A 24,624-nucleotide genomic window follows, 5' to 3' on the forward strand; every position below is an offset into this window, starting at 1 on the left:
TTCCAGGCCCTTTCATGAATACCGCTGCCGGGACGATTTCTGCCTGTGATTCATGGTGATATTGGGGCCGCATGGCGGCTGGAATGGTGCCGGGATCAACCGGCGTTGGGGTCTTCTTCTTCGGGCAGAGTCGCATCGAAGCCATGCATCCAGGAGGGCCGCGACGCCGTCCATATCTGAGAGGCCGGCTCGACGGCTTCGGGGTCGTCCAGGGATGCCGCGGTCACGTCGATGCTTTTTCCTTTTTCCTTTTCATACTGGAAAGTGATCTGTGTACCGCATTCTTCGCAAAAGCCGCGTTCGGCGATGTCTGACGATTTGCGAATTTTGAGGGCGCCTTCGACGATGCGGAAATGGTCGCCCACGATCATGACCCAGGTCACCACCGGCGAGCCGGCCGCCTTTTGACACATCCGGCAGTGGCAATGGGCGCAGCTCTCATAGCCGGACACTTCATAGCGTACCGCGCCGCAGAAGCAGCCGCCTTTAAGTGGGAAATCGGACATAGCGGGGCCTCCTGCCAATTGGAAAGCATTTCCGGTTCGCGAGAGGGTAACGCGGGCATGGACAAAATCGGGGATAAAAAATCTCATCTCCGAAGACAGAAATTTTTACGCACCGATTTGTTTCCGGCTGGCTTTCCTGTCATGCACACGCTGATTCCGGCGGGGATAAATTCGCATGAGTGCGGGGAGACAAGTGCGCCGGGAGAGCCAGAAAATATATCATGACAGTTTGATGACAGTTCGATGACGGTCGGTCCCGTTGCCCCTCGTTTTCGCGGGGAGGACAAGTCTCAGCCGAGGTCGAGTTCCACCCATATCGGCACGTGGTCCGAGGGCTTTTCGCGGCCTCGCACGGCGCGGTCTATATCGCTTGCCTTCAGCAGGTCGGCGGCCTGCGGCGACAGGAGAAGATGGTCGATGCGGATGCCGTTATCCTTCGCCCAGGCGCCCGCCTGATAGTCCCAGAACGTATACCTGTGCGCCTCGCGGTGGCATGCGCGGAAGGCATCGGTGAGACCCAGATTAATCAGCTCACGGAACTTCGCACGCGTTTCCGGCCGGAAAAGGGCGTCGTTTACCCATGCCGCCGGGTTGTGCACATCGTCGATTGTCGGAATAACATTGTAGTCCCCCGCCAGCACCAGTGGCTCTTCATAGGAAAGCAATTCGCGGGCATGATCGATCAGGCGGTCCATCCAGCCCAGCTTGTAGGTGAACTTGTCCGTATCCACGGGGTTGCCGTTCGGCAGATAGATCGATGCCACGCGCACAACGCTTCCATTCGCGCTCACCACGGCCTCGATATAGCGGGCATGGTCGTCGCCGTCATTGCCCGGCAGGCCGCGGCTCACATCCTCGAGCGGATGCTTGGAAAGAATGGCAACGCCGTTATAGGTCTTCTGTCCGTTGACGGCGACGTTGTAGCCAAGCTCCTCGATAGGCCCATGCGGAAAGTTTTCGTCGATGCATTTCAGTTCCTGCAGGCAGACGATGTCGGGCTCCGCCTCCTTCAGCCAGTCGGTGAGGTTGGTCAGGCGGGCCTTGATGGAGTTGACGTTGAAACTTGCGATCTTCATGGCGCGCCTTCGGTTCTGTGCGGCTGCTGTTTCTGCAGGGTGGCGATGATAGCAGCATCGTCCGGCGTGCCCGAACCGAGGTCGATAAATTCGATCCGCGAGGCCGGCCGCATGAAAAGCGGCTCCGCCCGCCGCGCCGAAAGTCCGCGTTCGATCGGTGTCACAACGAGCACCATCATCTCTCCGCCTTCCTCATCGCCGCGTAAAGGCAGACCTGTCACTTCGACCTCCGAGGCATCGCCGCGTCCATATTCCTCGCGGTGAACCGATACGAAACCGCAGGGGAGCGCGTGACACGCCTTCACGCGCGCAATCGCACGCACAACCTGATCGGGCGCAGCGAATTCGCCATAGCGTCTGCCGGTGATGTCGATGCCTTGATGCGCGGCGATGCCGGTCCCCGCGAGACGGAAAACGAGGTCGCCCTCGCACACTTCGAAAATGACTGTGTAAGGAAGGATCGGTGCGGTGGCAGAACTCAGCTTGAAGGCACTGCGAAGCGGTATCGATCCATCTCCGCTCGCGATTGAATTCCAGTACTGCTCGAGTTTCTTGCCGGCCTCAGCCCTTGACCCCGTACTCATCTACTGTCCTTGCACCCCCGGTTTCGCAGAATCAACCTCGTGAAAGGAAGAATACGCGGCGCGAGCAGCCAGTAAAATATCGGGTTCTTCTTGCGGAAGAATAAGCGGACTAAACGGAGAACGACGTGCCGCAGCCGCAGGCTGCTGTGGCATTGGGATTATTGATCTTGAATGCCGAACCGATCAGGTCGTCCACGAAGTCGATTTCCGATCCGGCCAGATATTCGACGGAGACGGAATCGATCAGAACCTTCACGCCGTTTTTTTCGATAACCAGATCGTCGTCGTTCTGCAGGTCATCCAGTGTGAAGCCATATTGGAAACCGGAGCAGCCGCCGCCTTGCACAGCCACGCGCAACATCACGCCTTCGCCTTCACCCTCGAGGATGCGGGCGATCCGTTTCGCGGCGTTGTCGGTCACGGTAATGGTCGTCGGTTCGATAGTGGCGGTATCCGTCATATCCCAATCCTGCGGCAGCCGGCCTTTCAGCTTTCAAGTCTAGCCGATTTAGCTTAGCAGATATGTAAGGGGTGCCGGGCTGCATTTCAAACCGTCATCCAGCCGTGCTGCCGCTAACTCCCTAGAAAGCCGAGGGTTTTTCCGTGCCGATAGCCAATCCCGCCGCGACCGCGCCCTATGCCACGCGAGCCGAGGAGACGCGAGGACGGCTCTTTCAGGAGCCGGAAAGCGCCACCCGCACGGCCTTTCAGCGGGACCGCGACAGGATCATTCATTCCGGCGCCTTCCGGCGCCTCAAATACAAGACGCAGGTTTTCGTCTATCACGAAGGCGACAATTACCGGACCCGCCTGTCTCACTCTCTCGAAGTGTCGCAAATCGCGCGGTCCGTCGCACGTGTGTTTGGTCTCGATGAAGACCTCTCGGAGACGCTGGCGCTGGCGCACGATCTGGGCCACACGCCCTTCGGCCATGCCGGCGAAACCGCGCTGGACAGTTGCATGCGCGACTTCGGCGGCTTCGATCACAACGCCCAGACGCTTCGCATCGTCACCAAGCTCGAACATCGCTATGCGCGTTTCGATGGTCTCAATCTCACCTGGGAAACGCTGGAAGGGCTCGTGAAGCACAATGGGCCGGTGGTGACGCCGGGCCGCAGCATCGCGGATTTGCCACGCGCCATTGCCGAATATGCGGAGACGCAGGATCTCGAACTGGCCACCTATGCCGGCCCGGAAGCACAGGTCGCTGCGCTGGCCGACGACATTGCCTACAACAACCACGACATCGATGACGGGCTTCGTGCCGGCCTTTTCGACATCGAGGACCTGATGGCTCTGCCGCTCGTTGGCGATGTGTTTCAGCGCGTGATGGATCGCTATCCAGGCCTCGAAACCACGCGTGTGATCCATGAGGCAGTGCGCGAGCTTATAGGCACGATGATCGAGGACCTTCTCAGCGAGACCAGAAGCCGCCTTGCCGAGGCCCGGCCCCGATCGGCGGCGGATGTCCGCGCGATGAGCCGGCCGCTGGTCGGCTTCACGGCGGAAATGACGGAGCACAATGCGGCCCTCAAGGCGTTCCTGTTCGAGCGCATGTACCGGCACTACCGGGTCAACCGTTCCATGAGCAAGGCGCAGCGGATCGTCCGCGACCTGTTCTCCTTGCTCCATGGAGAGCCGGATCAGTTGGCGCCGGAATGGCAGGCAGGCTGCGACGGGCCCGGCGGCATCAAGACGGCCCGGCGGGTCTGCGATTTCATCGCCGGAATGACCGACAAATTCGCCATTGAGGAGCATGCACGGCTCTTCGACCTCCACGACCCCCGCGCTTGAACCGGGGCTGGAAACCCGGAGGGCGCGCGGCTAGAGTGCGCGCCGCGCGGCAGATTCCCGCGCAGAACGGTAAGTGACGGCAACAATGAATATTTTCCGGTTTTTCGAAGGTCGCGTGGAGGCTGCATTGCGCAGTCTTGAGGAGGAGGGCGTTTTACCCTCCGGCCTCGATCTGACGCGCGTCGCGGTCGAGCCGCCGCGCGATCCCTCGCATGGCGACCTTTCGACCAATGCCGCCATGGTGCTGGCAAAGCCTGCGGGCATGAAGCCGCGCGAACTTGCGGAGCAGCTGGCAGTCAAACTCGGCGGCGAGGAAGCTGTCACCGAAGTCGATGTAGCCGGTCCCGGTTTCATCAACCTCAGGCTCAACCCAGCCTTCTGGCAGGCGCGCATTCCGGAAATCCTCCGCTCGGGGCCCGCATATGGCGCGAGCGATGTCGGTGCGGGCGAAGCGGTCAATGTGGAATATGTCTCGGCCAATCCGACGGGGCCAATGCATGTCGGTCATGTGCGCGGCGCGGTCTTTGGCGATGCGCTTTGCAACCTTCTGGAGAAGGTCGGGTACCGCGTCTGCCGCGAATATTACATCAACGATGCCGGCGGTCAGATCGAAGTTCTCGCCCGCAGCGCCTTCCTGCGTTATCGCGAAGCATTGGGCGAAGACATCGGTCAGATTCCAGAAGGTCTCTATCCGGGCGGCTATCTGAAGCCGGTCGGCCAGGCGCTCGTCGCCGCGCATGGCAGGAGCTTGCTTGAAAAGGACGAGCCGGAAGCGCTTTCCATCGTTCGGGAAGCTGCCGTAGAAGCAATGATGGAGCTGATCCGGGGCGATCTCGGCGTGCTCGGCATTGTCCATGAAACCTTCTTTTCAGAGCTGGCGCTCCACAGGTCCGGTTTCGTCGAGCAGACGCTGAAGGTGCTGGAGGACAAGGGCCTCATCTATATCGGCGAGCTTGAGCCGCCGAAGGGCGAGGTGCCGGACGATTGGGAAGCCCGGCCGCAAACGCTTTTCCGGTCGACGGAGTTTGGCGACGATACGGACCGGGCGCTGAAGAAGTCCGACGGCAGCTGGACCTATTTCGCGCCCGACATCGCCTACCATCTCGACAAATACAACCGCGGTTACCGCACCTTGATCGATGTCTGGGGTGCCGATCACTCCGGCTATATCAAGCGCATGAGGGCGGCGATTGCGGGCGTGACGGATGGCAATGCCGAATTCGATGTGAAGATCTGCCAGCTCGTTCGCCTGTTCCGCAATGGCGAGCCGGTGAAGATGTCGAAACGCTCCGGCGATTTCGTCACCTTGCGCGAAGTCGTGGACGAGGTCGGCAAGGATGTCGTGCGTTTCATGATGCTGACGCGGAAGAACGATGCGCCGCTCGATTTCGACTTCGCGAAAGTGATGGAGCAGTCGCGCGACAATCCGGTTTTCTATGTTCAATACGCGAATGCGCGCATTCATTCGGTACTGCGCAATGTGGCGGAGGAGGGCACTTACGATCTCTCCGATGGCGCGCTCGCCAATGCGGATTTCACGCTTCTCACCGATGAGGCGGAGATGGCGCTTGTCAGGCTGATGGCGGGCTTCCCGCGCCTGGTCGAGCAAGCAGCGCTGGCGCATGAGCCGCACCGTATCGCCTTCTATCTGGACGATCTGGCTGCTGCCTTTCACGGTCTGTGGAACAAGGGCAAGGACGATCACTCGCTCCGCTTCATTCGCGCCGACCACCGGGATGTTACGCTTGCAAGGCTCGCGCTGATTCGTTCCGCCGCCTATGTGATAGCCGCAGGCTTGGCGATTCTGGGGGTCGAACCGACCGAGGAGATGCGTTGATGTCCAACAAGGACGGTGATTGGGACGAAGACCCGGAATACGACATCGATCCCGATATCGAGGACTATGAAGGCTATGACGACGATGAGCCGGCGGGCGGCAATCGCCGCAGCCTCATGCTTCTCAGCGTCATCGCCTTGCTGGCGGTCTTCGCCGGCGTGGTGTTCCTCGCTTATCAGCAGGGCAACGATCAGGGGCTGACGGGTATGCCGCCCGTTCTGCGCGCGGATGGCGAGCCCTCGAAGGAGGTGCCTGAAAATCCCGGCGGCAAGAAATTTCCGCATCAGGATGCTGGCGTCTACAACAGGATCGCGGGCGACGAGAAGGCAGTTGCGGGCGACAGCGAACAATTGCTCCCGCCGGCTGAGGAGCCTCTGGTCGTGGAAAACCCGCAGGTTCCCGCTGCCGACCGGCAGGCGCTGGACCGCATGGCTCAGGCGATCGACAGCGCACCTCTTGCGCCCATGGATGAGCAGGCGTCCGGCGCACGCGTCGAGGACGCGGCGCCTGTAGAAGAGGAAGCACCGGTCGCAGCGCCGGCACCTGTTGTCGAACAAGAGCAAGCAGCGCCTGCCCCCGCCACGGGTGCGCATGTCGTGCAGCTTGCGGCGTTTCGCGATGAAGCTGCGGCGCGCGACTCCTTCGGCAAGCTGCAGGCAAAATATCCGGACCTGCTGGGCTCGCTCGGCATAGACATCCAGCGCGCCGATCTCGGCGATAAAGGCATCTATTACCGCCTCCGTGCGGGTTACCTGGACAAGGCGGCAGCAGACGCATTGTGCGGCCAGCTCGAAGCAAGGGGGCAGGGCTGCTTTGTGAGGCCGCGTTGAGTATCAGCGCGGCGATATATGGCTGTCAGGGAACGGTTCTTGCCGAGACTGAAAAAGCGTTCTTCCGCGACGTTCGCCCTTGGGGGGTCATTCTCTTTGCGCGCAATGTTTCGGACCCGGCGCAGGTCCGGGTCCTCACCGACGAATTGCGCGATGCCGCAGGCCATGACGCACTTGTCCTGATCGACCAGGAAGGCGGCCGCGTTCAGCGCCTGCGGCCGCCTCATTGGCGCGCATGGCCGGCGGGCAGGCGATATGGCGAACTCTATGAGCGCGATGCGGAGACTGGCCGCTCAGCGGCATGGCTCGGCGCGCGTTTGATCGCGGCTGAGCTTTATGCCGCCGGCATTACCGCGAACTGCCTGCCCGTGCTCGACGTGCCTGTGCCAGGAGCCCACGATGTCATTGGCGACAGGGCCTATGCGCAAGCGCCCGGTCCTGTTGCAGCGCTTGGCCTCGCCGCCGCCGAAGGCTTGCTCGCCGGCGGCGTGCTGCCGATCGTGAAACACATTCCGGGGCATGGCCGTGCCGGGGTCGACAGCCACAAGTCGCTGCCGGTTGTCGATGCGGCAAGAGAGGAGCTCGAGCGAACGGATTTCGAGCCCTTCCGCGCGCTGCGCCACATGCCGCTCGGCATGACCGCGCATGTCGTCTACACGGCGCTCGATCCGGCGCATCCAGCCACGACCTCGGCCCGGATCATCCGCGACATCGTTCGCGGCGTCATCGGCTTTGGCGGGCTCCTCATGTCCGACGATCTATCCATGGAGGCGCTCAAGGGCATGCTCGGCGAGCGGGCAAGGGCAAGCCTCGCGGCCGGCTGTGACCTCGCCCTTCATTGCAACGGCCATTTGGCGGAAATGGAGGCCGTGGCCGCCGAGGTGCCGCTTCTGTCCGGTGCCGCGCTTTTACGCTCCGAAGCCGCCTTGGCCTGCCGCAAGGCACCCGTTGGGCCGTTCGAGGCCGATTCGGCTTATGCAAAGTTCAGCGAAATGCTTGCAACGGCCTGATGAGATCGCTGGGGATAAGCTGAGAAACGGGGTACCCGCCCCGGAAGGTGCGGGGTATAAAGGCCAATCTCCCAATCCGGCGGGGAAACCGGATCGGGAGCACGGGACACTCAATATTTCGGATCGAATGCAACAGGCTGTCATGACCGAGGCGCCTACTCCAGGTGACGCAGACGGCGCGCAACCCGAAGGGATTGCCGCCGAGGAAAATGCTGCGTCCTTCGAGGAAGGGCCGCCACGTGCGCTTCCGGAGGCGGACGAGAACACGTTGATCGTGGACCTCGATGGATTCGAAGGTCCGCTCGATGTGTTGCTGGCGCTTGCGCGCAATCAGAAGGTCGACCTGACGCGCATCTCGATCCTCAAGCTCGCCGAGCAATATCTCGACTTCATCACCCAGGCGCGGCGGGTGGAGCTCGATCTTGCCGCCGATTATCTGGTGATGGCGTCCTGGCTGGCCTATCTCAAGTCGAAGCTTCTGCTGCCGCCGCCGGAGGAAGAAGAAGGGCCGTCAGGTGCCGAATTGGCGGCGCGGCTGGCCTTCCAGTTGCAGCGCCTCGAGGCCATGCGGAAGGTGTCGCAGGAGCTTTTCGCGCGCCAGTGCCGCATGGGGATTCACGTATTCCCGCGCGGCCGGCCGGAAGGCATCCGCCTCATCAAAACAAGCGAATATTCAGGCACGCTCTTCGAGCTCCTGAAGGCATATTCCGACCAGCGCCTCAAAGGCCATGAGACGAAGTGGGAACCGAAGCGGCTGCCGATCATGGCAATCGAAGCCGCCCGGCATCGTCTCGAGCGCATGATGGGCATGATGTTCGACTGGGGCCGGATCGACGTCTATCTCCCCATGGAAGAAATGACTCCGCAGCTTCGCCGTTCGGCCATAGCGAGCACGCTGAGCGCAGCGCTGGTTCTGGCCAAGGACGGCGTAATGGAAATCCGGCAGGCCGGCGCCTTTGGACCGCTCTTTGTCCGCCGCCGCGAAACGCCCCCCGACAACCCGCCGTTCGCCACGGCCGAGACGCCTGAGAAGACTGAAGAATGAACGACGAGACGAGTTTAACGGAACTGGAAGACGGTATCGAGATGGCATCGGACGAGCCGGAACTTGAAGAGGATGACGAGGCGGAGACGTCTGAGAATGTCGTTCGCTTCCCGGGCAATGCGACGGAGCATGCACAGCTCATGCGCATGACCGAGGCATTGCTGTTTGCCGCGGCCGAACCGCTCGACATTGATAGTATTGCCGGACGCCTCCCGGAGGGTGCCGACGTCGGCGCCGTCATCGAAGACCTTCAAACGGCTTATCAGGAACGTGGCGTAAACCTCGTCCGCATCGCCAACAAGTGGATGTTTCGCACGGCCGACGATCTCTCCTTCCTCATGGAACGTGAGGCGGTAGAGCAGCGCCGCCTGTCCCGCGCCGGCATGGAGACATTGGCGATCGTCGCCTATCACCAGCCGGTTACACGGGCCGAGATCGAGGAAATTCGCGGTGTTTCCGTCTCCAAGGGCACCCTCGACGTGCTGATGGAAACGGGCTGGGTGCGGCTCCGTGGACGCCGGCGGACGCCGGGGCGGCCCGTGACCTATGGAACGACGGAAGCCTTTCTTGTGCATTTCGGGCTCGAGAATGTCGGTGACCTGCCGGGCGCGGACGAGTTGAAGGCGGCGGGCCTTCTCGATGGCCGGTTGCCGCCCGGTTTCGACATTCCGACCCCGAGCGAAGCGGGCGGCGATGGCGACGGCGATTTCTCCGACGAAGAGGAATATGGCGACGCGCTGGACGAACACATCGCACAAGATGCCGCCGAAGAAGATTGAGGCTGCTTCGTCCAATATCTGAAGTGGCCGTGATTTTATAGGCCGGCAAGCTGGTTACGCCGCTCTGTTAACTATATGCTTTGGGCTGTGCAGGCGCCGCGCCGAGGTAGGATTGCTGTCGCAATTTGCACCGGGAACGCCCATATTGGCGTCAGGTAGTGCCTTTGGACCGAGGCGTGGCGAGTTCACGCCGTTGGAGATTGATATGCCGGGTTGGACACAAATTCTGATCGTCATCGTATTGATTGTGCTGCTCTTCGGACGCGGCAAGATTTCGGACATGATGGGTGATGTCGCGAAGGGTATCCGCAGCTTCAAGAAGGGGCTGTCGGACGAGGACGAGAACCAGACTGCTCAGCCGCATCCCAAGACGATCGACGCAACCGTGTCGCACGAGGAAAGCGCCGAAGCGAAGAACAAGGCGTCCAACGGCTAGCATTTAAGGCCTTGCCGCCGGACTTGCGGCGGCGGCGGGCCGAGGCAATCGGGTTTCCTCATGTTCGACATCGGATGGTCAGAGCTGCTTGCTATCGCAGCCATCGCCATCATCTTCGTCGGTCCGAAGGACTTGCCGCGGATGATGCGAACGGTTGGCCAATACGTGGCCAAGGCGCGGGCCATGGTGCGTGAATTTCAGACCTCGTTTGAAGACCTGGCCCGCGAAACTGAACTTGAGGAACTGCGCAAGGAGGTGACAGGCCTTCGCAATCAGGCGGTCGCGCCTCTCCGCTCCCTTCAGCAGGAAATGAACAAACCGCTCGCCATCGGCGGTGGCGGTGCGGGGGCTGCGGCATCTGCAGCCTCGGCGGCGCGAGCCGAGGAAGAGAAAAAGGCTGCCCCCGATACCAATGGTCTCTCGGCGGAAATGGCCGATGCCGTCCGCGATGCCGAAGCCGTTGAGGCATACGGAGCGAGCGATCCTGTCAATGCCGGTGCGGCGCCGGCGCCAGTCGAACCGAAGCGGGAAGGGGAATGAGCGCACCTTCCGCCGATCCGGCTCCCGAAGACGAGATTGAGGCTTCGCGCGCGCCGCTTCTCGATCACCTGATCGAGCTTCGCTCCCGCCTTATCAAGATATTGCTGGCCTTCGCGGTTGGCTTCGGCATCTGCTTCTTCTTCGCCAAGGACATCTACAACATTCTGGTCGAGCCTTATAACCGCATCGTGGCGTCCGAGGGCGGGGCGCACATGATCTATACGGCGCCGCAGGAATTCTTCATCACCCAGCTCAAGCTTTCGATGTTCGGGGCGATCTTCCTGGCCTTCCCCGTGATTGCCGCGCAGATCTACATGTTCGTCGCGCCCGGCCTCTACAAGCATGAGCGCGGCGCCTTCGTTCCATATCTCATCGCGACCCCCATCCTGTTCCTGCTGGGTGCGAGCCTTGTCTATTACGGGGCGCTGCCGATTACGCTCAACTTCTTCATGAGCATGCAGCAGATCGGCGAGGACGGAAAAGCCACCATCGAATTGCTGCCGCGCGTCAGCGAGTATCTGAACCTCGTCACGGCTTTCATTCTGGCCTTCGGCATTTGCTTCCAGTTGCCGGTCATTCTGACCCTTCTGGCGCGGGCCGGCATCGTGAACGCGGCGAAGCTGAGGCGGGGCCGGCGCTACGCGATTGTGATCATTTTCGCAGTCGCCGCCTTCCTGACCCCGCCTGATTTCTTCAGCCAACTGGCGCTCGGTATTCCAACCCTGCTTCTCTACGAAATTTCGATTTTCAGCGTCGCCTGGACGGAGAAAAAGCGGTCCGAGGCGGAAGAAACCGGCTCACCCGACGAGGCGTGAGTTTCGGCCTTCGTCTGGACGCTTCCCGCCTTCGCGCGTATACAGAGCGCCGAAACGGGGCTGGATGGTCGGGCGGCCGATTCGCGCGCTTGATCTATCCCTGATCCGGGAAATCTCACCACTTCTGGGGTGTCATGTTCGACATCAAGGCCATTCGCGACGACGCTGGGGCATTCGATGCCGGGCTTGCGAAACGCGGGCTCGCGCCGCAGGCCGCGCGCCTTATCGAGATCGACGAGCGCCGCCGCGCCATCATAACTTCCCTTCAGGAATTGCAGCAGCGCCGCAACGATGCCTCCAAGCAAATCGGCCAGGCGAAGGCGAAGAAAGACGACGCGCTGGCTCAAAGCCTGATGGAAGAGGTGGCGAGCATCAAAAGCGCCATTCAGGAGGGCGAGGAGAAGGAACGCGCCGCCAATGCCGAGATTGAAGCGGCGCTGGCCTCCATTCCCAATATTCCCTTCGACGATGTTCCTGTCGGTCCCGATGAGAGCGCCAATGTCATCCGCCACAGCCATGGCAAGGCGCGTGAGATGAACTTCGCGCCGAAAGAGCATTTCGATCTCGGCGAGGCCCTGGGCCTGATGGATTTCGAGGCGGCTGCGAAGATGTCCGGCGCGCGGTTCACAGTGCTCAAGGGCCAGCTCGCGCGGCTCGAACGCGCCATCGGCAATTTCATGGTGGATCTCCACACGACCGAGTTCGGCTATGAGGAAGTCGCGCCGCCCCTGATGGTGCGCGACGACGCCATGTTCGGCACCGCACAGCTTCCGAAGTTCGAGGACGACCAGTTCGCGACATTCAAAGGTCTGGCGCGTGACGATCAGGAAAAATACTGGCTGATCCCGACAGCCGAAGTGCCGCTGACCAATCTCGTGCGCGAGAGCATCCTCTCCGAAGAGGAGCTGCCGAAACGGTTTACCGCTTACACAGCCTGTTTCCGCGCCGAGGCTGGATCCGCCGGGCGCGATACGCGCGGCATGATCCGCCAGCATCAGTTTTCCAAGGTTGAACTCGTCTCGATCACGACGCCGGAGAAGTCACGCGAGGAACACGAGCGGATGCTCTCCTGCGCCGAAGAGGTGCTGAAGCGGCTCGATCTGCATTATCGCGTCATGACGCTGTCCACCGGCGACATGGGGTTTGCCTCGCGCAAGACCTATGACATCGAGGTCTGGCTGCCGGGGCAGAACGCCTTCCGGGAAATTTCGTCCTGTTCCGTCTGCGGCGACTTCCAGGCGCGGCGGATGAATGCGCGCTACCGGCCCAAGGGCGAGAAGAACACGCGCTTCGTGCATACGTTGAACGGATCCGGCCTTGCCGTCGGGCGCGCGCTTGTGGCGGTGATGGAGAATTACCAGCAGGCCGATGGCTCCATCACTGTTCCCACGGCGCTCCAACCCTATATGGGCGGGCAGGAGGTTATCGCCGTTCATGGCTAAATCCGGCACCAAGTCACTGCGCATCCTCGTCACCAATGATGATGGCATTCACGCTCCGGGCCTCAAGGTTTTGGAAAAGATCGCGCACAAGCTCTCGCGAGATGTCTGGGTTGTTGCGCCGGAGGATGAGCAAAGCGGTTCGGCCCATTCCCTGTCGCTCGCCAATCCGCTCCGCGTCCGCAAGCTCACCGCACGCAAATATGCCGTGCGCGGTACGCCGTCTGACTGCGTGCTCATGGCTGTCCGTCATATCCTGAAGGACGAGCAACCGGACCTCGTAGTATCGGGCATCAATCGCGGCCAGAATATCGCCGATGACGTGACCTATTCGGGCACCATCGCGGCGGCGATGGAGGGAACCCAGCTCGGTATCCCCTCCATTGCCTTGAGCCAGGCCTTCGGCTTCAGCGGCAGCGCCAACGTCAAATGGTCCACGGCGGAGCATTTTGCGCCGGATATCCTGAAGAAGCTCATCGCCGCCGGCTGGCCGGAAGAAGTTCTCATCAACATCAATTTTCCTGATGTCGTGCCCGGGTCCGTCACCGGCATCGAGGTGACGCGGCAGGGGAAGCGCGACCAGTCTCTCGTGCGGGTGGAGGAGCGCATCGACGCGCGCAACAATCCCTACTACTGGCTCGGCTTCGAGCGCATTCTCAGCAATCCGCCGCAGGGAACGGATTTGCGCGCGATATACGAATCGCGCATCTCGATCACGCCGCTCCATATGGATTTGACGCACCAGAAGACGGCCAAGGCGCTCAACGATGCCCTTGGCACGCTGGCGCAGCCGAAGCGGCGCCCACGCAGCGCGTCGCGCAAGAAATAGTTGTTCCCATGAACGAAGAAACGTCCATGGACGAAGGCGAACAGGAAAAGATCGAACTGATCATGGGGCTGCGGCGGCAGGGCATCCGTGACAAACGCGTGCTGTCCGCGCTGGAGCGCGTCCCGCGCGAGAAGTTCATCAGCGCGACTTTCCGCAAGCAGGCCTATGAAGATCATGCGCTGCCGATCGAGTGCGGGCAGACGATCAGCCAACCCTATATCGTGGCTTACATGACCGAGCAGCTTCATGTCGGGGAGCGCATGAAGGTGCTCGAGGTCGGCACGGGCTCCGGCTATCAGGCTGCCGTTCTCTCCCGTCTCTGCCGGCGCGTCTATACGATCGAGCGCTACCGGACGCTCCTCAAGGATGCGGTGAAACGGCTTGAGGATCTGCATATCCACAATGTGACGGCGAAGGTCGGCGATGGCGCTCAGGGATGGCCGGAGCAGGCGCCCTTCGACCGAATCATTGTCACCGCCGCAGCGCCTTCAGTGCCGCAAAAGCTCGTCGATCAGTTGAAGGAAGGCGGCTTGATGATTGTTCCCGTGGCGGTTTCCGGTGCCCGGGGCGAACAGAAACTTGTCCGGATCGAGCGGACAGGGGATGGTGTGAAGCGTGAAGAGCTTCTGCCGGTGCGGTTCGTACCGCTCGTGGAAGGTGTTGCCAAGGAATCCTGAGCGGCGAATTCGGACCGGAGGCGGGCGAGACGATGCGGCGGCACGATCATATGCGGCGAATGGGGAGATGGGCGGGCGTACTTGCGCTCGCTCTTTTCGTCGCCGCTTGCGGCAGCCGCGAGCGTCCCTGGTGGGATGGCGGCCCTTCCGGGGCGCAATCGGGCTCCTCCGCCGCCGCGCCGCGGCCGATCGAACGGGTGTCTCCCGGCGGCACCTATGTCGTGAAGCGCGGTGACACGGTCTACAGCATCGCCCGCGCGCATGACGTGCCGCTTCGCTCCATCATCGACACGAACGGCCTGAGACCGCCTTATGATATTCGCGTGGGGCAGAAGCTCAGCATACCCGCGGGCCGCTTCCACGTCGTGCAACGCGGTGAGACTGTCTACAGCATTTCCCGCCTTTACAATGTCGACACGACATCGCTGACGAGCCTGAACCGCATTCAGCCGCCCTATACGATCAAGGTGGGCGAAAAGCTGCAGGTGCCGTCGCGTGCCACTCAGACGGCTGCATCGCCTTCGGGCGCCGGTACGCCGCTTGCCCGTCCGGGCGCTGTTGCGGCGCCATCATCCGCGCCTGCAACCACGACAACTGCCGTGACGGTTCCGAAGTCGCCGCTACCGGAGCCGCCGGCCGCAACGGGCAGCTTCGAATGGCCGGTTCAAGGGAAAATCCTCTCGAGCTTCGGGCCGAAAGCCAACGGGCTTCATAATGACGGCGTCAATATCGCCGCAGAGACTGGGGCGCCCGTCAAGGCGTCGCAAAGCGGCGTCGTTGCCTATGCGGGCAATGAGCTCAAGGGCTATGGCAATCTCCTGCTCGTCCGGCACGAGAATGACTGGATCACGGCTTATGCCCATAACAGCAAGCTGCTCGTGCAGCGGGGCGACAAGGTCGTGCGCGGCCAGACGATCTCGCTCGCTGGCAACAGCGGCAGCGTGGTTACGCCCCAGGTTCATTTTGAAGTGCGAAAGGGCTCGAAAGCGCTAGATCCGCTGACCGTAATCGGCCGCTAGGGCGACCGCTCAATCGAGCGTCTGGCCGAGCCGGCCTGCAATGTCCTGAATGAATTGCCATGCCACGCGGCCGGAGCGCGCGCCGCGTGTTGCCGCCCATTCGATGGCTTCGGCGTGAAGAGCATCGGAATCGATCTTCAGGCCGTGATGCGCCGCATAGCCGTCGACCATGCCGAGATATTCCGCCTGGCTGCAATTGTGGAAGCCGAGCCAGAGGCCGAAACGGTCCGACAGCGAAACCTTCTCTTCGACCGCTTCCGACGGGTTGATCGCCGTCGAACGCTCGTTGTCCATCATGTCGCGTGGCATCAAGTGACGGCGGTTGGAAGTAGCGTAGAAAATGACATTGCGCGGGCGGCCCTCGATGCCGCCTTCGAGCACCGCCTTCAGCGATTTGTAGCTGGTATCGTCATGATCGAAGGAAAGATCATCACAAAAGATCACCGCGCGCCGGTCCTGTCCGCGCAACTGGGTCATCAGGCGCGGGAGGCTTTCAATGTCCTCCCGGTGGATTTCGATCAGGATAAGGCTCGCCGGGCTTTCCGCGTTGACGGCCGCATGTGCCGCTTTCACCAGCGAGCTTTTGCCCATGCCTCGCGCGCCCCAGAGCAGGGCGTTGTTCGCGGGCAGACCCCGGGCGAAACGGCGCGTGTTGTCGAGTAGAATGTCCCTCACGCGGTCCACCCCCTTGATGAGGGATAGGTCGACACGTGCCACCTCCGGCACCGGGTCCAGGCGGGCGCTTTCGGCGTTCCAGACGAAAGCATCGGCCTTGTCGAGACCGGCGCTCTCCACGGGAGGCGGCGAGAGACGCTCAAGGGCCTCTGCTATCCGTTTCAGGAACATGTCTGTGCCGGTTTTCTCGGTCATGGGTAAGGGCTCGTGGAGGTGGCAGGAGGGCCTCAGGGGCGGCGACCGTAACACCTCGGTCGCCGCCCGGAAATGTCTGTATATCCCAAAACTTAGCGCCGATAGCGCCGCGAATGGGCCCCGGTTTGCAAAAGCCCGGCCTGCCGGTATAGTCCGCCGCAAATCAATGCAAAGGCGGCCGTTTTGCGCGGTCGTTCCATGCTGGCGACAGAAAACAGGAGACATCGATGGGTGGTGGCGGCGCTTCGGAATTCATGATTCAGCTTTTTCCGTTCATCGCCCTTTTCGCGATCATGTACTTCCTGGTCCTGCGTCCGCAGCAGCGCCGCGTGAAGCTGCACCGCGAGATGGTGACCAATGTGCGCCGCGGTGACGTTGTGGTGACCGCCGGCGGGCTGATTGGAAAAGTGACCAAGGTCGACGACCTGGAAGTGACGGTCGAAATTGCCGACAATGTTCGCGTCCGCGTAGTCAAGAGCACGCTTACCGATGTGCGCTCGAAGTCCGAGCCCGTTCCGGCCAACACGAATACCCCTTCTTAAGCCCATCGCCTGCGCCGCCCGGGAGGGGAGCAAAACGATATGCTGCATTTCGATCGCTGGAAGGTCGCTCTGATACTTCTGGTCTGTTTCGCGGGCCTCGCCTATTCGGCGCCGAATTTCATTCCGAAGGCCTCGCTTCAGGGCGTTCCGGAATGGTTGCCCCACCAGCAGATCAATCTCGGGCTCGACCTGCGAGGCGGGTCCTATCTGCTCCTTGCCGTCGATACCGCATCGATTGTCCGAGACCGGCAGCAAAGCCTCGTGAACGATGTGCGAAATGCGCTTCGCAGCGAGCGTATCCCTTATACCGGGCTTGGCCTGCAAGGGGAGGGCGTCAGCGTCCGCATCACCAACCCGGAAGATGTTGAAAAGGCGAGGGAAGCAATCGAGGGTCTGTCCACCATCGTTTCCGGCAACGCGTTCTCGACATTGCCGGAGCGGGATCTGGCTATCGTTACGACCGAACGTCAAATCACTGTGGCACTGACCGAGGCAGAAAAAATCGCGCGGACTCAATCGGCGGTGCAACAGTCGATCGAGATCGTCCGCCGCCGTATCGATGAACTCGGCACCACCGAGCCGGTGATCCAGCAGCAGGGCACGGATCGGATCCTCGTTCAGGTTCCGGGCCTTGACGATCCGCAGCGCCTGAAGGAACTGCTCGGCCAGACAGCGAAAATGAATTTCCGGCTGGTGAGCAACGCCATGTCGGGCCAGCAGGCTCTGGCCAGCCGGACCGTTCCATCAGGAACTGAAATTCTCTATACGGCGGATGAGCCGCGCGCGCCGGTGCTGGTCGAGAGGCGGATTATGGTGGGCGGCGACCGTCTCGTCGACGCACAACCGGGCTTCGATCAGCGCAACGGACAGCCTGTGGTCAATTTCCGCTTCGATTCTTCGGGAGCACGCCAGTTCGGCGAGGTCACTCGCAACAATGTCGGCCGTCCTTTCGCCATCGTACTCGACGACAAGGTTATCAGCGCGCCGCGCATCAATGAACCGATCATGGGTGGCTCCGGCCAGATCAGCGGCAGTTTCACGGTGCAGGCGGCGAACGATCTCGCCATTTTGCTGCGTGCCGGCGCTCTGCCTGCGCCCCTCAACGTGCTTGAAGAGCGGACAGTCGGTCCGGGTCTCGGCGCGGACTCCATTCGCGCGGGTGAAATTGCGGCCGTTATAGGTTCCGTCGCCGTCGTCGTCTTCATGATCGCGAGCTACGGCTTCTTCGGCCTGCTGGCGAATATCGCGCTCTTCCTCAACGTCGCGATGATTTTCGCCGCCCTCTCGATTCTTCAGGCGACTCTGACGCTGCCGGGTATCGCGGGCATTGTGCTGACGATCGGCATGGCAGTGGACGCGAACGTGCTCATCTATGAGCGCATAAGGGAAGAAATAGCAGCGGGGAAGGGGCCGATACCGGCCATCGAGGCTGGCTACAATCGAGCTCTCTCATCCATTCTCGATGCGAACATCACCACGCTTATTTCCGCGGCAATCCTCTTCCAGATGGGCTCGGGGCCTGTGCGCGGCTTCGCGGTCACACTCGGCATAGGCATTATCACCTCGGTCTTTACTGCCTTCACCGTAAACCGTCTCATGGTGTCGGTGTGGCTGCGCCGCCGCCGTCCGAAGACGCTGTATCTGTGACCGGCCGGAGGGGAACCCAATCATGAGACATCTGAAACTCATTCCGGACGACACGAATTTCCAGTTCGTCAAATGGCGCTATATCGCCGTCGGCCTCTCGCTTCTAGTGATGGTTGTTTCAAGCGCGCTTCTGATTACACGCGGACTGAACTTCGGTATCGATTTCGAGGGTGGCATTGTCATCGAGATTTCGACTGACGGTCCGGCCGATATTTCTCAGCTTCGTGCCGATATTGGTGGTCTCGATCTCGGTGAAGTCCAGATTCAGGAATTCGGCCAGGCCGACGACGTGTTGATCCGCGTCCAGTCGCCCAGGGACGGCGGAGAAGAAGCTTCGCAGGAAGTCGTCAACAAAATCAGAGGCCAGCTCGGTGACACGGTCGAATACCGGCGCGTCGAGGTTGTGGGTCCGCAGGTGAGTGGTGAGCTTGTCCAGGACGGGATTCTCGCTGTCGTCATCTCCATTGCGTTGATGCTGGTTTATATCTGGTTCCGCTTCGAGTGGCAGTTCAGCCTGGGTTCGGTCATAGCCCTCGTTCATGACGTCATGGCAACACTTGGACTGTTCTGTATCCTGCAGCTCGAGTTCAACCTGACCTCGATCGCGGCCATCCTCACCATTGTCGGTTATTCGATGAACGATACGGTTATCGTCTTCGACCGCGTGCGCGAGAACCTGCGAAAATACAAGAAGATGGATCTCGGTGCCTTGATCGATCTTTCGATAAACCAGACCTTGTCGCGCACCGTCATGACCTCGGGTACTACGCTTCTCGCGCTTCTGGCACTTTTCATTTTTGGCGGGGAAGTGCTGCGCGATTTCACCTTCGCGATGATCTTCGGCATTTTCATCGGCACCTATTCGTCTATCTTCATCGCGGCGCCGGTTCTGCTTACCGTCGGCGTCACGCGCGATGCATCGACCGGCGGTCTGGGCCGCGCCGCCAAGGACAAGGCGCCCGAAAAGGCGTGAACGATGGCGATGAAGCCGCGTTTCGAGGGACAGCCCGCGCTCGAGGCTTATGGAGATGGCGGCTTTCGCCTCAACGGGCAGCGTTTCGAAGGCTCGCTCATTGTAACGCCAGTCGGCGTCTATCCATGGGACCTGACTTCCGTTTCCGGCATCACGCCGGAGTCGCTTGCTCCCGTCGTTGAAGCAGCCGGTGCTTTTGACTTCCTGATTGTCGGCACGGGCGAACATATGGCATCGCTCCCCGGCGCCGCGCTTGCGCGACTCACCTCCCTTGCGATCTTTCCCGATGTAATGGCAACCGGCCCAGCGTGCCGTACCTACAATCTCATGCTCTCGGAAAACCGGCGCGTGGCTGCCGCGTTGATCGCGGTTGCATAGCAGGGCCGCCGTCAGGCTTGGCTTTTTCTCCAGAAACTCCTAGCTTTCAACGCAGTATCGCGACGTTGAGTCGCATGATGACGAGGCGGACGCCGACCCGGGGCCGGGGCACGTCTTGCCATCCTTTACGGCCCGCCCACGGGTCGTATGGCATTCAGAAGGGGAAACTCCATGGCATCAATTCTCACGTCACTGCGAAACACGGTGATAGCCGGTTTCGTACTCGCGGCAGTTCTGCTGCTCATGTATCTCAATTGGAACGACTGGGACGGCGTCTCCCTCGGACATGCCTTCTGGGCGTTCATCTTCCGCTGGTTGCATGTGATCAGCGGCGTGATGTGGATCGGCCTGCTCTGGTATTTCAACTTTGTGCAGATCCCGAACATGCCGAAGATTCCGGACGAGCAGAAGCCCGCCATCGGCAAGGTGATCGCGCCGGCCGCGCTTTTCTGGTTCCGCTGGGGCGCCATGGCGACCATCGTCACCGGCATTATCCTTGCCATGATGAATGGCTATCTTGTTTCGGCCTATACGCTTGGTGCGATCGAAGGCTTTGCTGTCCCCAAGAACATCGCTATCGGCATCGGCATGTGGCTCGGCACGATCATGTGGTTCAACGTCTGGTTCGTGATCTGGCCGAACCAGAAGATCGCGCTCGGCATCGTCGAGGCGCCGGCGGAATCCAAACCCGCCGCCGCCCGGACCGCAATGCTCTTCTCGCGGACCAACACGATGCTCTCGATCCCGATGCTTTTCGCCATGGTGTCGGCACAGAACATCTACTGATCCTTCGGGATCGGAAACCGGACGGGGCCGCCTTGAAGGCGGCCCCGTTTGCTTTAGGTATCAGGCATGGCCGATGAAGCAATGAGCGTCAGCATGAAAACGAGCCTCGACGAGGTTCGACGGTACGATCACGACCGTTTCCTGACGCTGCTCTTCGCGCCGATGCCGCAACGCCTGTCGCTTATTGCGCTTTATGCCTTCAATCTGGAAATTGCCCGTGTCGCGGAAAACGTTACCGAGCCGATGATGGGTCATATCCGCCTGCAATGGTGGCGGGAAACTCTCGAAGGCCTGCCGAACGGCGAGACGAGGGGGCATGCCGTTGCTGCTGCCGTTGCCGAGGCGGATCTGAAAATCCCGAGGCTGCAGGCATTGATCGACGCGCGGGAGCGTGATCTTTCGGAAGATGTATTTGAAGACGTCGCCATGCTCGACAGCTATGCGGAGAAAACATCCGCCGCCGTCATGGATATCGCGGCGCGGGCGCTCGGCGGTGAGGAGAAGGCGGATGCTGCGGCGGATGCCATCCGCCATGCGGGCATCGCCTATGCACTGACCGGGCTTCTCCGGGCGCTTCCTGTTCACGCTTCGCAGGGGCGGCTGACAATGCCCGCCGATGTGCTGCTCCGGTGCAATGTCGATCCACATACGGTATTGGCCGGTGAAATGACCGAGGGCCTTCGTGCCGTGATCCAGGATGTCGCGGATCATGCCCGCAGCCATCTCTCGGCGGCGCGCATGGCGCATTTCGATCCGCAGCTTCTCCCCGCGCTTATGCCGGCATCGCTTTGCGACCGCTATCTCGACATGATGACAGCGCCCGGCTTCGATCCGTTCCGCGATCGAACGGATGTTCCCGCCTTCCGCCGCCAGCTCAGGCTGCTTGGAAGAAACTTCAGGAAAAAAATCTGACTATTCGGCCGCTTCCGCCCTCGGCCGCAGCCAGGCTTCGAGGTCCGCCAGCGCGCGCGACGTATAGGCACGTTTCCGTGCCGGGGCTTTGGCTTTGCCCCTTGGGCGCTTGCCGTTCTCGTCGAGCGGTACTTCGGGAGGCGGGAAGAGGCCAAAGTTCACATTCATCGGCTGGAAGGTGGTTGCGTCCGCGTCGCCGGTGATGTGGGCGAGGAGGGCGCCCAATGCCGTCGTGCGCGGCGGCGTCTGCGGCAGGCGGCCAAGCCGTTCCGCCGCGGCGAAGCGCCCGGCGAGCAGGCCCATGGCGCCGCTCTCGACATAACCCTCTACGCCGGTGATCTGTCCGGCAAAACGCAGGCGCGGTTCCTTCGCGAGCCGCATGACGGGATCGAGCAGTTTCGGGCTGTTGATGAATGTGTTGCGGTGCAGCCCGCCAAGCCGCGCGAACTCCGCTTTTTCGAGGCCCGGAATGGTGCGGAAGACGCGCGTCTGTTCGCCATGCTTCAGCTTGGTCTGGAAGCCGACCATGTTGTAGAGCGTGCCGAGCGCGTTGTCCTGGCGAAGCTGCACGATCGCATAGGCCTTCACGTCCGGCGCATGAGGATTGGTGAGACCCACCGGCTTCATCGGTCCGAAGCGCAACGTCTCGGGCCCGCGTTCCGCCATCACCTCGATGGGCAGGCAACCGTCGAAATAGGGCGTGTCCTTTTCCCATTCCTTGAATTCGGTCTTGTCGCCGGTCAGCAGCGCGTCGATGAAGGCTTCGTATTGCTCGCGCGTCATCGGGCAGTTGATGTAGTCCTTGCCGGCGCCGCCTGCACCCGCCGTGCTGCCCGCGCTCTCCTTGTCGTAGCGCGACTGGAACCAGCACACCGACATGTCGATGCTGTCGCGGTAGACGATGGGGGCGATGGCGTCGAAAAAGGCGAGTTCGTCCGCGCCGGTCAGTTCGCCGATGGCCTTGCCCAGGGCGTCGGAGGTGAGGGGCCCTGTCGCGATGATCGCATTGTCCCAATCCGCGGGCGGCAACCCGTCGATCTCGCCGCGCTCCACTGTCACCAGCGGATGCGCCGTCAGTTTCTCCGTCACGTAATTCGAGAAATTGTCGCGGTCGACGGCGAGCGCGCCGCCTGCCGGCACGCGTGCAACGGCGGCGGCTTCCATCAGCAGCGAGCCCGCGCGCCGCATCTCTTCATGCAGCAATCCGACGGCGTTCAGCTCGTGATCGTCGGAGCGGAACGAGTTCGAGCAGACGAGTTCGGCGAAGCCGTCCGTGTGGTGCGCGTCCGTCTTCACCAAGGGCCGCATCTCGTGCAGCACCACGGGTACGCCCGCCTGCGCGAGCTGCCATGCGGCCTCGGAGCCGGCCATGCCGGCACCGATCACGTGAACTGGTTTGATGTCTTTTGTCATGGAGCGCTTTGTAACGCGGAACTGAGCCATTCCCAAGAGGGGCCAAGCTTGGTGCCAACGATAGATGTTATGCCAAGGAGCGAGATCGATACCGGAAGTAGGATCGGCCAGAGCCGCCAAACGCCCTCTGCGGATTGTTTGAAGGCTCTGCTTCTGATTTCCCAGATTTCTGCGGACTTGCGGCGGCACTCCAAACAACGGCAGTCACGCCGATGGTGGCGTGGTGTTTTCCGTTCGGGGATATCGAGGTTGTTATGCTCGCGGGTCATGCGAGCCAGTTTGCCAATCCTGCTACTTTTTAAAAGCTATCAGCTTTGAACACCCAGTTTTCGGCACGGGGGCGTTGCAACCGGTGTTGCATAGCCCTTGAAAGGGGGGTGCAGAACTTTCAGGAACAACTTATGAGTCCGTGCTAGAGCGAGTTATTTTGGCTGGTGTGCATCCGAATCACTTCTCTCAGTTCCACACCTTCGGCTTCCGCCCGCTCCACGGCAGTTCCTTCTCCAGCTGTGCCGCCAGCCGGAACAGCGTCGCCTCATCGGCGTAGCGCCCGGTGAACATCATGCCTATGGGCAGGCCATTCTCGGACTGCCAGAGCGGCAGCGAGAGCGAGGGCTGGCCGGTGAAGTTGAAGGGCGGGGTGAAGGGGAAGACCTGCCCCTGCTTCTTGTTCAGCTCGCGCGGTTCCTGGTCCGGCCCGAGGTGGCCGATTTCCGGCTGCAACTGGCCGAGCACCGGGCAGAGATAGACGTCCACATCCTCGAATACCGACAGCACCTGCCGGTTCATCAGCCGAAGCTGCTGCCAGCCCCACATGGCCTGTGCGCCGGTCAGCTTGCTGCCGTTCTTGAAGCCAGCCCAGGTCAGCGGCTCCAGCTCGTCCTGTTCCGGCTCGCGGCCCATCGCCTCGATCCGCCGCAGCATGCCGGCCGCGAAATTCGAGCCCGAAACGGCGCCCTGCGCACGGTAGAGCTGGCGATAGTCGATGCCGAGGCCGCGCGGCGTCACGGTGTGGCCGAGCTTCGCGAGCACATCGGCCGTCTTCTCCAGCGCCGCCTGAATTTCGGGATGGATGGGTTTGCCGCCCGGCGTCTCGCTCGACCAGGCGATCTTCAGCTTGCCGGGGCTCCGGGTGATCTCCTCCATATAGGGCCGCTCTTTCGGCGGCGGCGCGTAGGGCGAGGCGGGTTCTGGATAGCCGGTCGCGTCCAGCATCGCGGCACTGTCGCGCACGGTGCGGCTCACGACATGGTCGACGCTGAAGCCGATGGCGCGGTCGAAATCGTCAGGCCCTTGCGGGTTGCGGTCACGCGTCACCTTCATGCCGACAAGGCCGCAACAGGCCGCCGGAATGCGGATCGAGCCGAGCCCGTCCGATGCATGCGCGAGCGGCAGGATGCCCGCACCCACGGCCGAGGCCGCGCCGCCCGACGAGCCGCCGGAAATACGGTTCGGGTCCCAGGGATTGCGGCAAGGCCCGAGCAGGCGGGATTCCGTCGTGCCGGTGATGCCATATTCGGGTGTGTTGGTTTTCCCGAACAGCACAGTGCCCGACGCGCGGTAGCGTTTCACCAGCTCGCTGTCGTGATCGTCGACGATCTTCGCGACGAACTTGCTGCCGCTGGTGCGCGGCCAGCCTTTCACTTCGGTGCCGAGATCCTTGATGAGAAACGGAACGCCCTTGAAAGGTCCGTCCGGCAGTTTGCCCTTCGCGGTCTCGCGCGCCTCGTCGAAGGCGGAATAGACCACCGCGTTCAGCGTGCCATTGTGCTTTTCGGTGCGCTCTATGGCGGCGTCGACAAGTTCCAGCGGCGTCACCTCGCCCTTCTTCACGAGCTCGCCGAGGCTCAGTCCGTCATGGTCCGCATATTCCGTAAAAGCCATCAT

Annotated in this window: 26 protein-coding genes; 19 read left to right on the forward strand and 7 right to left on the reverse strand. The window is 61.6% G+C overall.

Features of this window, described 5'->3' with window-relative positions; genetic code table 11:
- Positions 1-95: 95 nt before the first annotated feature.
- The 4 genes from PLAV_RS19425 to erpA all read right to left on the reverse strand — a co-directional run bounded on the left by PLAV_RS19425 (position 96) and on the right by erpA (position 2,626).
- Positions 96-506, reverse strand: a complete 411-nt coding sequence (locus PLAV_RS19425; protein ID WP_012111945.1) for a GFA family protein — start codon at positions 504-506, stop codon at positions 96-98.
- Positions 507-796: 290 nt separating this feature from the next.
- Positions 797-1,582, reverse strand: coding sequence for an exodeoxyribonuclease III (gene xth, locus PLAV_RS15350; protein ID WP_012111946.1), 786 nt, complete (start codon positions 1,580-1,582; stop codon positions 797-799).
- Positions 1,579-2,166 (reverse strand): PAS domain-containing protein, encoded by a 588-nt coding sequence (locus PLAV_RS15355; RefSeq protein ID WP_012111947.1) that lies wholly within the window; start codon positions 2,164-2,166, stop codon positions 1,579-1,581. The genes xth and PLAV_RS15355 overlap by 4 nt, the downstream gene beginning before the upstream one ends.
- A 109-nt stretch (positions 2,167-2,275) precedes the next feature.
- Positions 2,276-2,626, reverse strand: a complete 351-nt coding sequence (gene erpA / locus PLAV_RS15360; protein WP_012111948.1) for an iron-sulfur cluster insertion protein ErpA — start codon at positions 2,624-2,626, stop codon at positions 2,276-2,278.
- Between the two features lie 143 nt (positions 2,627-2,769).
- Here erpA and PLAV_RS15365 point away from each other — a divergent pair, with 143 nt between their 5' ends.
- From PLAV_RS15365 to PLAV_RS15425, 13 genes are all read left to right on the forward strand, one after another.
- Complete coding sequence (locus tag PLAV_RS15365) at positions 2,770-3,960, forward strand: deoxyguanosinetriphosphate triphosphohydrolase (protein WP_012111949.1); 1,191 nt, start codon at positions 2,770-2,772, stop codon at positions 3,958-3,960.
- 85 nt (positions 3,961-4,045) lie between these two features.
- Positions 4,046-5,797 carry an arginine--tRNA ligase gene (gene argS / locus PLAV_RS15370; RefSeq protein ID WP_012111950.1) on the forward strand — a complete coding sequence of 584 codons (1,752 nt, stop codon included), beginning with the start codon at positions 4,046-4,048 and terminating at the stop codon, positions 5,795-5,797.
- On the forward strand, positions 5,797-6,627 hold the full coding sequence (locus tag PLAV_RS19090) for an SPOR domain-containing protein (RefSeq protein ID WP_012111951.1): 831 nt from the start codon (positions 5,797-5,799) through the stop codon (positions 6,625-6,627). Before argS ends, PLAV_RS19090 begins: the two co-directional genes overlap by 1 nt.
- Positions 6,624-7,637, forward strand: a complete 1,014-nt coding sequence (nagZ, locus tag PLAV_RS15380) for a beta-N-acetylhexosaminidase (RefSeq protein WP_012111952.1) — start codon at positions 6,624-6,626, stop codon at positions 7,635-7,637. The genes PLAV_RS19090 and nagZ overlap by 4 nt, the downstream gene beginning before the upstream one ends.
- A gap of 142 nt (positions 7,638-7,779) precedes the next feature.
- Positions 7,780-8,682 carry a segregation and condensation protein A gene (locus PLAV_RS15385; protein WP_083762708.1) on the forward strand — a complete coding sequence of 301 codons (903 nt, stop codon included), beginning with the start codon at positions 7,780-7,782 and terminating at the stop codon, positions 8,680-8,682.
- Entirely contained in the window at positions 8,679-9,461 is a 783-nt protein-coding gene (gene scpB / locus PLAV_RS15390; RefSeq protein WP_012111954.1) for an SMC-Scp complex subunit ScpB, read from the forward strand. The genes PLAV_RS15385 and scpB overlap by 4 nt, the downstream gene beginning before the upstream one ends.
- Positions 9,462-9,666: 205 nt before the next feature.
- A complete protein-coding gene (locus PLAV_RS15395) occupies positions 9,667-9,897 on the forward strand; it encodes a twin-arginine translocase TatA/TatE family subunit (RefSeq protein ID WP_012111955.1) in 231 nt (76 codons plus the stop codon).
- A 60-nt stretch (positions 9,898-9,957) separates the two neighbouring features.
- Positions 9,958-10,437 (forward strand): Sec-independent protein translocase protein TatB, encoded by a 480-nt coding sequence (gene tatB / locus PLAV_RS15400; RefSeq protein WP_012111956.1) that lies wholly within the window; start codon positions 9,958-9,960, stop codon positions 10,435-10,437.
- A complete protein-coding gene (gene tatC / locus PLAV_RS15405) occupies positions 10,434-11,252 on the forward strand; it encodes a twin-arginine translocase subunit TatC (RefSeq protein WP_012111957.1) in 819 nt (272 codons plus the stop codon). Before tatB ends, tatC begins: the two co-directional genes overlap by 4 nt.
- Positions 11,253-11,386: 134 nt before the next feature.
- Entirely contained in the window at positions 11,387-12,694 is a 1,308-nt protein-coding gene (gene serS, locus PLAV_RS15410) for a serine--tRNA ligase (RefSeq protein ID WP_012111958.1), read from the forward strand.
- A 16-nt stretch (positions 12,695-12,710) separates the two neighbouring features.
- Positions 12,711-13,520 (forward strand): 5'/3'-nucleotidase SurE, encoded by an 810-nt coding sequence (gene surE, locus PLAV_RS15415; RefSeq protein WP_049767887.1) that lies wholly within the window; start codon positions 12,711-12,713, stop codon positions 13,518-13,520.
- Between the two features lie 8 nt (positions 13,521-13,528).
- Positions 13,529-14,197 (forward strand): protein-L-isoaspartate(D-aspartate) O-methyltransferase, encoded by a 669-nt coding sequence (locus PLAV_RS15420; RefSeq protein ID WP_012111960.1) that lies wholly within the window; start codon positions 13,529-13,531, stop codon positions 14,195-14,197.
- A gap of 32 nt (positions 14,198-14,229) precedes the next feature.
- On the forward strand, positions 14,230-15,216 hold the full coding sequence (locus tag PLAV_RS15425) for a M23 family metallopeptidase (protein WP_012111961.1): 987 nt from the start codon (positions 14,230-14,232) through the stop codon (positions 15,214-15,216).
- 9 nt (positions 15,217-15,225) lie between these two features.
- Here PLAV_RS15425 and PLAV_RS15430 read toward each other — a convergent pair whose 3' ends face one another.
- A complete protein-coding gene (locus PLAV_RS15430; RefSeq protein WP_041536062.1) occupies positions 15,226-16,086 on the reverse strand; it encodes an ATP-binding protein in 861 nt (286 codons plus the stop codon).
- Between the two features lie 227 nt (positions 16,087-16,313).
- On the opposite strand from PLAV_RS15430, the gene yajC reads away from it, so the two are divergent.
- The 6 genes from yajC to PLAV_RS15460 all read left to right on the forward strand — a co-directional run bounded on the left by yajC (position 16,314) and on the right by PLAV_RS15460 (position 21,324).
- Positions 16,314-16,628 (forward strand): preprotein translocase subunit YajC, encoded by a 315-nt coding sequence (yajC, locus tag PLAV_RS15435; protein ID WP_012111963.1) that lies wholly within the window; start codon positions 16,314-16,316, stop codon positions 16,626-16,628.
- 39 nt (positions 16,629-16,667) lie between these two features.
- Complete coding sequence (gene secD / locus PLAV_RS15440; protein ID WP_012111964.1) at positions 16,668-18,275, forward strand: protein translocase subunit SecD; 1,608 nt, start codon at positions 16,668-16,670, stop codon at positions 18,273-18,275.
- A gap of 22 nt (positions 18,276-18,297) precedes the next feature.
- Positions 18,298-19,248, forward strand: a complete 951-nt coding sequence (gene secF / locus PLAV_RS15445; RefSeq protein ID WP_012111965.1) for a protein translocase subunit SecF — start codon at positions 18,298-18,300, stop codon at positions 19,246-19,248.
- A 3-nt stretch (positions 19,249-19,251) separates the two neighbouring features.
- Positions 19,252-19,626 (forward strand): Mth938-like domain-containing protein, encoded by a 375-nt coding sequence (locus tag PLAV_RS15450; RefSeq protein WP_041536063.1) that lies wholly within the window; start codon positions 19,252-19,254, stop codon positions 19,624-19,626.
- 171 nt (positions 19,627-19,797) lie between these two features.
- Complete coding sequence (locus PLAV_RS15455) at positions 19,798-20,412, forward strand: urate hydroxylase PuuD (protein WP_012111967.1); 615 nt, start codon at positions 19,798-19,800, stop codon at positions 20,410-20,412.
- Positions 20,413-20,478: 66 nt separating this feature from the next.
- Complete coding sequence (locus tag PLAV_RS15460) at positions 20,479-21,324, forward strand: phytoene/squalene synthase family protein (protein ID WP_012111968.1); 846 nt, start codon at positions 20,479-20,481, stop codon at positions 21,322-21,324.
- Here PLAV_RS15460 and trmFO read toward each other — a convergent pair whose 3' ends face one another.
- Complete coding sequence (trmFO, locus tag PLAV_RS15465; RefSeq protein WP_041536064.1) at positions 21,325-22,737, reverse strand: methylenetetrahydrofolate--tRNA-(uracil(54)-C(5))-methyltransferase (FADH(2)-oxidizing) TrmFO; 1,413 nt, start codon at positions 22,735-22,737, stop codon at positions 21,325-21,327.
- A 456-nt stretch (positions 22,738-23,193) separates the two neighbouring features.
- Complete coding sequence (locus tag PLAV_RS15470; protein WP_049767807.1) at positions 23,194-24,621, reverse strand: amidase; 1,428 nt, start codon at positions 24,619-24,621, stop codon at positions 23,194-23,196.
- Positions 24,622-24,624 lie beyond the last annotated feature (3 nt).

Origin of the sequence: Parvibaculum lavamentivorans DS-1 (assembly GCF_000017565.1) — a bacterium.
Lineage (GTDB): Bacteria > Pseudomonadota > Alphaproteobacteria > Parvibaculales > Parvibaculaceae > Parvibaculum > Parvibaculum lavamentivorans.

Coding starts and splice junctions, on each gene's coding strand:
- PLAV_RS15395 (WP_012111955.1), top strand. CDS start 9,667: ATGCCGGGTTGGACACAAATTCTGATCGTCATCGTATTGATTGTGCTG.
- argS (WP_012111950.1), top strand. CDS start 4,046: ATGAATATTTTCCGGTTTTTCGAAGGTCGCGTGGAGGCTGCATTGCGC.
- PLAV_RS19425 (WP_012111945.1), bottom strand. CDS start 506: ATGTCCGATTTCCCACTTAAAGGCGGCTGCTTCTGCGGCGCGGTACGC.
- PLAV_RS15460 (WP_012111968.1), top strand. CDS start 20,479: ATGGCCGATGAAGCAATGAGCGTCAGCATGAAAACGAGCCTCGACGAG.
- secF (WP_012111965.1), top strand. CDS start 18,298: ATGAGACATCTGAAACTCATTCCGGACGACACGAATTTCCAGTTCGTC.
- scpB (WP_012111954.1), top strand. CDS start 8,679: ATGAACGACGAGACGAGTTTAACGGAACTGGAAGACGGTATCGAGATG.
- PLAV_RS15420 (WP_012111960.1), top strand. CDS start 13,529: ATGAACGAAGAAACGTCCATGGACGAAGGCGAACAGGAAAAGATCGAA.
- xth (WP_012111946.1), bottom strand. CDS start 1,582: ATGAAGATCGCAAGTTTCAACGTCAACTCCATCAAGGCCCGCCTGACC.
- PLAV_RS19090 (WP_012111951.1), top strand. CDS start 5,797: ATGTCCAACAAGGACGGTGATTGGGACGAAGACCCGGAATACGACATC.
- PLAV_RS15430 (WP_041536062.1), bottom strand. CDS start 16,086: ATGACCGAGAAAACCGGCACAGACATGTTCCTGAAACGGATAGCAGAG.
- tatB (WP_012111956.1), top strand. CDS start 9,958: ATGTTCGACATCGGATGGTCAGAGCTGCTTGCTATCGCAGCCATCGCC.
- serS (WP_012111958.1), top strand. CDS start 11,387: ATGTTCGACATCAAGGCCATTCGCGACGACGCTGGGGCATTCGATGCC.
- yajC (WP_012111963.1), top strand. CDS start 16,314: ATGGGTGGTGGCGGCGCTTCGGAATTCATGATTCAGCTTTTTCCGTTC.
- PLAV_RS15450 (WP_041536063.1), top strand. CDS start 19,252: ATGGCGATGAAGCCGCGTTTCGAGGGACAGCCCGCGCTCGAGGCTTAT.
- PLAV_RS15455 (WP_012111967.1), top strand. CDS start 19,798: ATGGCATCAATTCTCACGTCACTGCGAAACACGGTGATAGCCGGTTTC.
- tatC (WP_012111957.1), top strand. CDS start 10,434: ATGAGCGCACCTTCCGCCGATCCGGCTCCCGAAGACGAGATTGAGGCT.
- erpA (WP_012111948.1), bottom strand. CDS start 2,626: ATGACGGATACCGCCACTATCGAACCGACGACCATTACCGTGACCGAC.
- PLAV_RS15385 (WP_083762708.1), top strand. CDS start 7,780: ATGACCGAGGCGCCTACTCCAGGTGACGCAGACGGCGCGCAACCCGAA.
- PLAV_RS15425 (WP_012111961.1), top strand. CDS start 14,230: ATGCGGCGGCACGATCATATGCGGCGAATGGGGAGATGGGCGGGCGTA.
- trmFO (WP_041536064.1), bottom strand. CDS start 22,737: ATGACAAAAGACATCAAACCAGTTCACGTGATCGGTGCCGGCATGGCC.
- PLAV_RS15470 (WP_049767807.1), bottom strand. CDS start 24,621: ATGGCTTTTACGGAATATGCGGACCATGACGGACTGAGCCTCGGCGAG.
- PLAV_RS15355 (WP_012111947.1), bottom strand. CDS start 2,166: ATGAGTACGGGGTCAAGGGCTGAGGCCGGCAAGAAACTCGAGCAGTAC.
- secD (WP_012111964.1), top strand. CDS start 16,668: ATGCTGCATTTCGATCGCTGGAAGGTCGCTCTGATACTTCTGGTCTGT.